This is a genomic window from Mesorhizobium sp. M4A.F.Ca.ET.022.05.2.1, from assembly GCF_003998845.1.
Classification (GTDB): domain Bacteria; phylum Pseudomonadota; class Alphaproteobacteria; order Rhizobiales; family Rhizobiaceae; genus Mesorhizobium.
Genome location: NZ_RZOJ01000256.1, coordinates 1 through 8,863, shown reverse-complemented (window position 1 = coordinate 8,863; position 8,863 = coordinate 1). Strand labels below are relative to the sequence as shown.

Genomic DNA, 8,863 nt, shown 5'->3' with positions numbered 1-8,863 from the left:
GGTCGGTACGACTGGGCGCCAGCCCATTCGCTTCTTCGCCGACGGCAACTTCTACACGCCCGACCGCAAGGCCCGCTTCATCCCGATCCGCGTCTCAACCGACACCCGCACCACGCCCGACTACCCGCTGATCCTCAACACCGGCCGCATCCGCGACCACTGGCACACGATGACGCGCACCGGCAAAAGCCCGCGTCTTTCCCAGCACATCGCCGAGCCCTTCGTCGAAATCCATCCGGCCGATGCACAGCACCATGGCATCGGCGACGCCGACATCGTGCGCCTATCCAGCCCGCGCGGCGCCGTCCTGGTTCGCGCATTGATCACGACCCGCCAGCGCCGCGGCAGCGTCTTCGCGCCGATGCACTGGACCGACCAGTTCGCGGCCAAGGGACGTCTCGACGCCCTGACCGCGGCGCTCGCCGACCCTGTTTCCGGCCAGCCGGCGCTGAAGCATGTCGCGGTGCGCATCGAGAAATTCGCCGCCAGAGCCTTCGGCTTCGCCGTGATGCGAGAACGCCCCGAGGTCATCGCCGCCGACTATTGGGCGGTGGCCCGCTGCAAGGGCGGCTGGCGGGTGGAGCTCGCTTTTGCCGACGAAAACATCGACTGGCCAGATTTTGCCCAGTCATTGTTCGTGTCGCCTGAGGCCGAGCTGCTCGCCTATCACGACCGCGACGCCGGCCAGCACCGCATCGCCGCCTTTGAAGGCGAGCGCCTTGCCGGCGCCCTGTTCGTCGCACCCGGCCCGGTCGCTGTCTCACGCGGCTGGGCGGCCGAGCAGCTCGAAACCGCCCACGCCGGCCAGCGCGAGCGCTTCCGCATTGTCGCCGGCCGCGCCGGCGCCGACCGGCCGGATATCGGCGCGATCGTCTGCTCCTGCTTCGGCATCGGCGCCAACCAGATCGCGGCGGCTGTGGGGGCTGGCTGCTCGACCGTCGGGGCCGTTGGTGAAGTGCTCAAGGCCGGCACCAATTGCGGCTCCTGTCGCGCCGAAATTCGCGCCATCATCGGAGCGGGCAGGGTGCAGGCGGCGGAGTAGCGTGCGAGACGGCCCGGCTTGGCGCCCAGCTCCTTGATATGCTTTCGATGGGCGTTGGTTAGCCTGCATCGGCCATCAGCAACGACGCCCGCTGCAACCAAAAGCTAACTGAAAAATAAACATTCGATGGAAGGATGGCAACTCCGCCGACAGTATCGGCGAGCCGGCAACGGTTGGTACTGGCCATGGAAATGGAAAGGACTGCGTTGTGTCGATCCTCGAGAGAAGTTTATCTGCACTTGATCGGATCCTGATTGTTCTGGTCATTTCGGCAATCGGCATGCTGCCGGCATTCGCCATGGAACCGGCCAAATATCCGGATCCTCCCGATACCGTTGCTTTCAATGTCGAGAAGAACGGCGAATCGATCCCGGTCACGCTGCGACAGCTGGAAAAGCTCGGCCTTTACAGCGTTTCCACCCCAAGTCCCTTTGAAAAAGGGCAACTTGCGTTTCAGGGCGTTCTGTTCCGGGATGTGGTCAAGCTGGTCGGACTGGAGGGTGAATCGTCAGTCGTCCTGCGGGCGGTGGACGACTATGTGCAGGTAATCCCGAAGGAAGACTGGATCGAAGGTCCCCTGCTTCTTGCCACTCGCCAGGACGGCAAGCTGTTGACGCGGCGCACGCAAGGTCCCACGCGGCTGATCTACCCTCTCGATGACTATCCGGCCTTCGATACGCCAGTTCGCAAACCTCGATGGATCTGGCTGATAAAAACGATGGCCCCTGGCAATTGAACCTCCGCCTTACGTCCAGCCATGTGGTCTAGAAGCAAAGCCTGGCGGCTTCCTGTAACCTACGTAGCCGCGGCTGCATCGGCAGCCGTCTGCTCAGCTATCTTGATCGCGGTGCTGTTCACGAGCGTCAGCAAGATCGAGAGCGCGATGCCGCGTTTCGGCTTCTTCGCCATTCGCGAGTTCCACATTGCGATACGCGACGTGACGCATCTGCGGGATATGGTTTCACTTGCCCAGCTGGCCGCCGGTTCGCCTGAAAGTCTTGAGCAATTGGCGGCCGCAAACGATCTGGTCTACATCCGTTTCGAGCGGATCGACGGCGGCGACACGATTAGCGAAATCCCTGCCTACGCCGGTATCGTGCCGCAGGTCAATGACGCTGTGAAGCGGATCGATGCCATCCTTGCGGCCGGCTTGCCTTTCGATGAAAACAGCCTGAAAGAACTGGGAATTGAGCTCGACCAGATCGTCGCTCGCATGAACGACGAATACTACAAATATGGGGAAGAAGTTAACGTCGATCTTTATGTGGCCGAGAAGAACCTCAACAGGTTCAACTACCAGATTGCCTTTGCCTTGACGGTATTGTCGGCGCTTGCGATCGGAACCGCCGTGCTGCTCATCGGCCGACGGGAAACCATCAGCAAGCTGGAATTTCTCGCCTGGCGCGATGCGACGACCGAGTTGAAGAATCGCGCCTGGATGTCCGCCAACAGAGACGGGCTGCTGGAGCGGGCAAGGCTGGCCGGCAAGCCGCTCCGGCTGTTCCTGATCGACCTGGATCACTTCAAGAGCGTCAACGACACGTTCGGTCATCACATTGGCGATCTGCTGCTGAAGGCCGTTGCCGAGACCTTGCAGTCGGTCGAACGGCCAGGCGAAGTGGCCGCCGTCCGCCTGGGAGGAGACGAGTTCGCCGTCATGGCGATCGGGCATTCGGACGATCTCGGCCATCGTCTGCGCGAGCAGCTGAACCGGTTTGCCGATCTGGACGGTCACCAGGTGCGCATCGGCGCCAGCATCGGCATGGCGTCTTTCCCGGATCATGGCTCGGATATCTCCACCTTGTTGCGCAACGCCGACAGCGCGCTCTATGCCGCGAAGGCGGAAGGACGGTCCGGCTTTGTGACGTTCTCGCCTGCTATCCTCAGCCAGATTGATGCGCAGTTGGGCGAGGAGGCGGCGATCAAGCAAGCGCTGAACGCCGATGAGTATTTCTTGGTTTGGCAGCCACAGTTCGAATTGGCGACGGGGCGTATGATCGGCGCCGAAGCCCTGGTCAGATGGCGCGACCGCGTTTCGGGAACGGTGCGCCTGCCTGACTCATTCATTCCGACCGCGGAACGGAGTGATTTGATCCTGGAAATCGACAAGATCGTGCTGAGCAAGGCCTGCGCGCAGGCAGTGCAGTGGATGTCGATTTCCGCCGCCGATTTCATCTGCGCGGTCAATGTCTCGGGCAAGACCCTGCAGGACGATGGATTTTTCGTGCACCTCGCGGAGGTGCTGCTGCAAACGGGATTGCCGCCGTCGCGCCTGCAGTTGGAAATCACGGAAGGGGTTTTCATCCAAAGCAAGGATGCGTTGAACACATTGTCGAAGATTCGCAATCTCGGGGTCAGTTTGGCGCTCGATGATTTTGGATCCGGATATTCGAGTTTCGGCTACCTTGCCGATCTCGACCTCAATCAGCTGAAGATCGATCGATCGTTCTTGAACGATCTGGAATCATCCAGGAAAAAGCAGGACGTTGTCGGAGGAATTATCGCGCTGGCCAACTCTCTCAGCCTGACTGTCATGGCCGAGGGGGTGGAAACCGAAGGACAACTGGCTTTCCTGATCGCCGAACAATGCCACGGCGCCCAGGGGTTTTTCATGTCGGAACCGATCGACGAGAAATTGCTGACAAATCACCTGATTGCGCGGCGAGGCAGCCTCAAGGCCAAGGCCAGGTCCAAGCTGAACCTCTCGGCTTGATCGCAGCCTGGGCCCGATTCTAGACTTCCGTGAAGCGTCGACCTTCGAGAGCCGGCGCTATGAAAGCGAAGGCCACCACGCCTAGTGCGGCCGTCCCGGCCACACTTTCGAACTCTCACCCCGTGGCCGATTGGCGCTTCGCTCAGCGCTTGCCCCGCGGCCTGTCTCGATGATCCCGACCATTGCGCGAGTAAATTCGACCACGCTGTTTGCCGTGATGGCTGCCTTGTCGGGGCTTTGGCCAATCTGCTCGGCGGCCCCGCAACATGACAGGCGGATGCGATCGTAGTGCAGATCTCTCTCATCGTCTGGCAACGTCGCCAAATTCAGAGCCCGCCCGTGAATCATGCGCAGCAGCTGCGCCAGTGCTGTTTCGACACTCATGCGTTTTGCTCCGCATCGGTCGAACGTCGCGGCACACATAAGATGCCGGATCGTCGATGGGGGAGGGTTGGTTCCCGTCGCCCGATACGGAAAGGCTGCATCATAGCTGTTAATATATCGTTGATTGCTAATGTAAGCGCATAGCACCCGGCTTGCGGCGGTGTCCAAGCCAACGAAGGCGTGAAGGGAGGGCAGATAGCTGGCTGGGGTTCCTGGAAGCTTTTCGAACTTTCTGTCTTGCTCCTCCAGTCGAAATTGCGAGTGCTCAATGAGGGAGCGAGGTAGTGGATGCTCGTTGCCGTCCAGCTTCAGAGCCGAGACGGGACCTGACGCCAATGGCGCTATAGAGGGAAGACCCGGGACGACTTGACGGTGCCGTAGACGAGGCTCGTCGTGATGGACCCAATGCCCGGAATGCCGTGCAGGCGGTTGCGGACGAAATGTTCGTATTCGTCGAGGTCCGCCACGACGACACGCAGGAGATAGTCCGCCTCTCCGGTTAGCAGGAAGCAGTCGAGGATCTCGTCCGCGTCATGTATGCGCTTCTCGAAACGCTCGACGGCCTCGCGTTCATGCCGTTGCAGGGCGATGCGGATGAAGGCCGTGATCTGAAAACCGCAGGCCCGCGTGTCGACATCCGCGGAGTAGCCGACGATTACGCCAGCCTCTTCAAGCAGGCGCACCCGTCGCAGGCACGGGGACGGAGAGAGGTTCACGCGTGCCGCCAGGTCCTGGTTGGTCAGCCGGCCATCGCGCTGCAGCTCCCGGACGATCTGGCGATCCTTGGCATCTATTTGTTTCATTTTCGGATTGGACAATCGTTATATTCCAATTTTATGAGGCATAATGGCATTATTTGGCAGCACCTGCCAGACGCTCGATGCAAAGATTCAGGCCGTCCCAAGCCATGAGGTCGCCATGAACCCCCGCCAGCCCGCCAGTTTTGCCACCCGCGCCATTCACCTTGGCCATGATCCGGCGCAGCATGAGGGTGCACTCACGCCGCCGCTGCACCTGACCTCGACCTATGCCTTCGACAGCGCCGAGGCAGGAGCCGCACTCTTTGCCGGCGAGGCGCCGGGGCACATCTATTCGCGCATCTCGAACCCGACGCTCGATCTCCTCGAGCGCCGCTGCGCCGACCTGGAAGGCGCCGAAGCGGGAGTTGCGCTGGCTTCGGGAATGGGCGCCATCTGCTCGGTGTTCTGGACCTTCCTGTCTCCCGGCGACGAGATCATCACCGACAACACGCTCTACGGCTGCACCTTCGCCTTCATGCGCCACGGCCTGGCGAAATTCGGCATCACCATCACTCATGCGGACCTGACCGATCCGGAAGCGTTGCGTGGCGCGCTCTCGCCCCGGACCCGGATCGTCTATTTCGAAACACCGGCCAATCCGAACATGCGGCTCGTCGATATCGCTGCCGTGTCCGCGATCGCCAAGGCGCACGGCGCCAAGGTGATCGTCGACAACACCTACGCTACACCGGTGCTAACCCGGCCGATCGAACTCGGCGCCGATATCGTCGTGCATTCCGCTACCAAATATATGGGCGGGCACGGTGATCTCGTCGGTGGCATCGCTGTCGGCAGGGCCGAAGACATGACGCAGGTTCGCCTGGTCGGCATGAAGGACATGACCGGCGCGGTCATGGCTCCCTTCAATGCGATGCTGGTTCTGCGCGGTCTCAAGACGCTGAAGCTGCGCATGGAACGGCATTGCGCAAGTGCCATGACGGTGGCACGAATGCTGGAGAGCCACCCGGCGGTGGCCAAGGTCTATTATCCCGGGCTGGAAAGTTCTTCGCAGCATGCCCTTGCCAAGCGGCAGATGCCCGGCTTCGGAGCGATGATCGCTTTTGAGCTGAAGGGCGGACTGGCAGCAGGTCGCACGATGATGAACCGCCTCGAACTGATCCGGCGCGCCGTCTCCCTGGGCGACGCCGAAACCCTGATCCAGCATCCGGCCTCCATGACCCATTCGACCTATACGCCAGAAGAGCGTGCCGCCCACGGCATTTCCGAGGGGCTGGTCCGGCTGTCCGTCGGGCTGGAAGAGGTCGAGGATATCCTGGCGGACCTCACGCAGGCGCTGCAGATGCCGGCGTCGCTCGCCGCATAATCGGAGTTCGCTATGATCGACCTCGCCCATCTGGAAACCCTGCATCGCCGGCTTCTGTGGTTGTCCTGCTGGACGATCCACAACGCCAATCATCTGCGCGACAAGGGCGAGGGGGAGGTCAAGGTCGGCGGCCATCAGGCCTCGTCGGCCTCGATGGCGGCGATCATCACGTCGCTTTACTTCCACGCCCTGCGCCCCGAGGACCGGGTAGCGGTGAAGCCGCATGCCGGCCCAGTGTTCCACGCGGTCCAGTATCTGATGGGCAACCTGCCCCTGGAAAAGCTGAAGAATTTCCGCGGCTATGGCGGCGTGCAAAGCTATCCGTCGCGCACCAAGGATGTCGACGATGTCGATTTCTCGACCGGTTCGGTTGGCCTCGGTGCGGCCTTCCCGATCTTCGCCTCCATGACGCAGGACTATTTGCGCGGCCATGACTGGGCCGGCAAGGAAGGCCGGATGGTCGCCCTGATCGGAGACGCGGAACTGGACGAAGGCAACATCTACGAGGCCTTACAGGAGGGCTGGAAGCACGACTTGCGCAACGTCTGGTGGGTGATCGACTACAACCGCCAGAGTCTTGACGGCGTGGTGCGTGAAGGGCTCTGGCACCGCATTGAGGCGATCTTTTCCGCTTTCGGCTGGCGGGTGGCCCGTCTCAAATATGGCGCCCTGCAACGCGCGGCCTTTGCCGAACCGGGTGGAGAGGCCCTGCGTGACTGGATCGATGCCTGCCCCAACGCACTCTATTCGGCTCTGACTTTTCAGGGCGGTGCGGCCTGGCGCAAACGGCTCATGGACGATCTTGGCGATCAGGGTGCGATCACGGAACTACTGGACCGCCGCAGCGACACGGAACTCGCAGTGCTGATGGAAAACCTTGGCGGACACTGCCTGCCGTCGCTCTGCGAGGCGTTCGATGCGGCGGACGACGACCGGCCGACGGTTTTCCTGGCCTATACGATCAAGGGCTGGGGCACGCCGCTGGCCGGGCACAAGGACAATCATGCCGGCCTGATGACGCCGGCGCAGATGGAGACCTTCCGCGCCGCCATGGGCGTGCCAATGGACGCGGAGTGGGAAGCCTTTGCCGCCGTGCCTGACGAGGCAGGCCTGCGTGCCTTCCTCTCCGGCGTGCCGTTCTTTGCCAAGGGCAGGCGCCGGTTCGAGGCTTCCGCTTTGCCGCGCCCGGAAAGGGTGAAACTGTCGGATCGGACGCTGTCCACGCAAGCTGGCTTCGGCAAGATCCTCGACGAGATCGCCAAGGCGGGCGGGCCGTTGGCCGACCGGATCGTCACCATGGCGCCGGACGTGACCGTCTCGACCAATCTCGGTCCATGGGTCAACCGGCGCGGCCTGTTCGCGCGCGCGGCGCGCGCCGACACCTTCCGCGACGAACGCATTCCTTCGGCGCAGAAATGGGCCTTTTCGCCCAAGGGCCAGCATGTCGAACTGGGCATCGCCGAGATGAACCTGATGCTGATGCTGGGCGCGGCGGGACTGTCGCATTCGCTGTTCGGCGAACGCCTGATCCCGGTCGGAACGGTCTACGATCCCTTCGTCGCGCGCGGCCTCGATGCGCTGAACTATGCCTGCTATCAGGACGCCCGCTTCCTTCTGGTCGGCACGCCATCCGGCGTGACGCTGGCGCCCGAAGGGGGGGCGCATCAGTCGATCGGCACGCCGCTCATCGGCATGGCGCAGGATGGGCTGGCCTCTTTCGAGCCTGCCTTCCTCGATGAACTGTCGATCATCATGGACTGGAGCTTCGACTATCTCCAGCGCGACGGCGAGGGCGATCCGAACGAACGCACCTGGCTGCGCGATGAGACCGGCGGGTCGGTTTATCTGAGGCTTTCCACCCGCCCGATGGAGCAACCGCAGCACCGCAGCGATCCAGGATTCGCCGAGGGTGTGATCGACGGCGCCTACTGGCTTCGCGAGCCGGGATCGAATGCCGAGGTGGTGATCGCCTATCAGGGCACGGTCGCGACAGAGGCCATCGCGGCAGCCGGCCGCATCGGAGGCGATCGACGCGACATTGGCGTGCTCGCGGTGACGTCGGCCGACAGGCTGAACGCCGGCTGGACGGCCGCCCGGCGCGCAAGGGCGCGTGGTCACGCCACGGCGATGAGCCTCGCCGAGCGGCTGCTCGCCCGTCTGCCGGCGCATTGCACGCTGATCACGGTGATCGACGGCCATCCGGCGACACTGTCCTGGCTCGGGGCCGTGGCCGGACATCGCACGGTGCCTCTCGGAGTAGAGCATTTCGGGCAGACCGGCACCATCGGCGATCTTTATCGCCATTTTGGCATCGATGCAGACGCCATCGTCGCAGCCGCAAGCCGCATCGCGCCCGGTCGGCCGATCAGGCTTTCGGCCTGACAAATCGATGCGGCCTGCCGCAAGCCTGTGAAAGGTTCAGCAGTTCCACATCTCACCGCGTAGAGGGTTGCTGCAAGAACGCACCACCCGAGCTCTCGGATACCCAAAGCTGGCACGACAGATATCTGGCTGGGGAACCTGGATTCGAACCAGGACTAACGGAGTCAGAGTCCGTGGGTCTACCGTTAACCTATTCCCCAGCAGGCGCGGTCGGTAAC

7 protein-coding genes and 1 tRNA gene are annotated in these 8,863 nt (G+C 62.4%); 5 read left to right on the top strand and 3 right to left on the bottom strand.

The window, feature by feature from the left end; translation table 11 throughout:
- The 3 genes from EN745_RS23520 to EN745_RS23510 form a co-directional block, all read left to right on the top strand.
- The coding region (locus EN745_RS23520; RefSeq protein ID WP_189363138.1) for a molybdopterin dinucleotide binding domain-containing protein at positions 1-1,042 on the top strand (1,042 nt) is incomplete at its 5' end.
- Positions 1,043-1,250: 208 nt separating this feature from the next.
- On the top strand, positions 1,251-1,778 hold the full coding sequence (locus EN745_RS23515; RefSeq protein ID WP_126054998.1) for a molybdopterin-dependent oxidoreductase: 528 nt from the start codon (positions 1,251-1,253) through the stop codon (positions 1,776-1,778).
- 111 nt (positions 1,779-1,889) lie between these two features.
- Complete coding sequence (locus EN745_RS23510; RefSeq protein ID WP_245487813.1) at positions 1,890-3,755, top strand: bifunctional diguanylate cyclase/phosphodiesterase; 1,866 nt, start codon at positions 1,890-1,892, stop codon at positions 3,753-3,755.
- An 81-nt stretch (positions 3,756-3,836) separates the two neighbouring features.
- On the opposite strand, the gene EN745_RS23505 is transcribed toward EN745_RS23510, so the two are convergent.
- Complete coding sequence (locus EN745_RS23505; protein ID WP_127407154.1) at positions 3,837-4,139, bottom strand: hypothetical protein; 303 nt, start codon at positions 4,137-4,139, stop codon at positions 3,837-3,839.
- 341 nt (positions 4,140-4,480) lie between these two features.
- Positions 4,481-4,957, bottom strand: a complete 477-nt coding sequence (locus EN745_RS23500; protein WP_348630972.1) for an Lrp/AsnC family transcriptional regulator — start codon at positions 4,955-4,957, stop codon at positions 4,481-4,483.
- Between the two features lie 100 nt (positions 4,958-5,057).
- On the opposite strand from EN745_RS23500, the gene EN745_RS23495 reads away from it, so the two are divergent.
- Together EN745_RS23495 and EN745_RS23490 are read left to right on the top strand one after the other, a co-directional pair.
- The gene (locus EN745_RS23495) at positions 5,058-6,263 is read left to right on the top strand and encodes a methionine gamma-lyase (protein WP_126054995.1); all 1,206 of its coding nucleotides are present in this window, start codon (positions 5,058-5,060) and stop codon (positions 6,261-6,263) included.
- A 12-nt stretch (positions 6,264-6,275) separates the two neighbouring features.
- Positions 6,276-8,645 (top strand): 1-deoxy-D-xylulose-5-phosphate synthase N-terminal domain-containing protein, encoded by a 2,370-nt coding sequence (locus tag EN745_RS23490; protein WP_127422381.1) that lies wholly within the window; start codon positions 6,276-6,278, stop codon positions 8,643-8,645.
- Positions 8,646-8,771: 126 nt separating this feature from the next.
- Here EN745_RS23490 and EN745_RS23485 read toward each other — a convergent pair.
- A tRNA-Gln gene (locus tag EN745_RS23485) sits at positions 8,772-8,845 on the bottom strand.
- Positions 8,846-8,863: the final 18 nt, after the last annotated feature.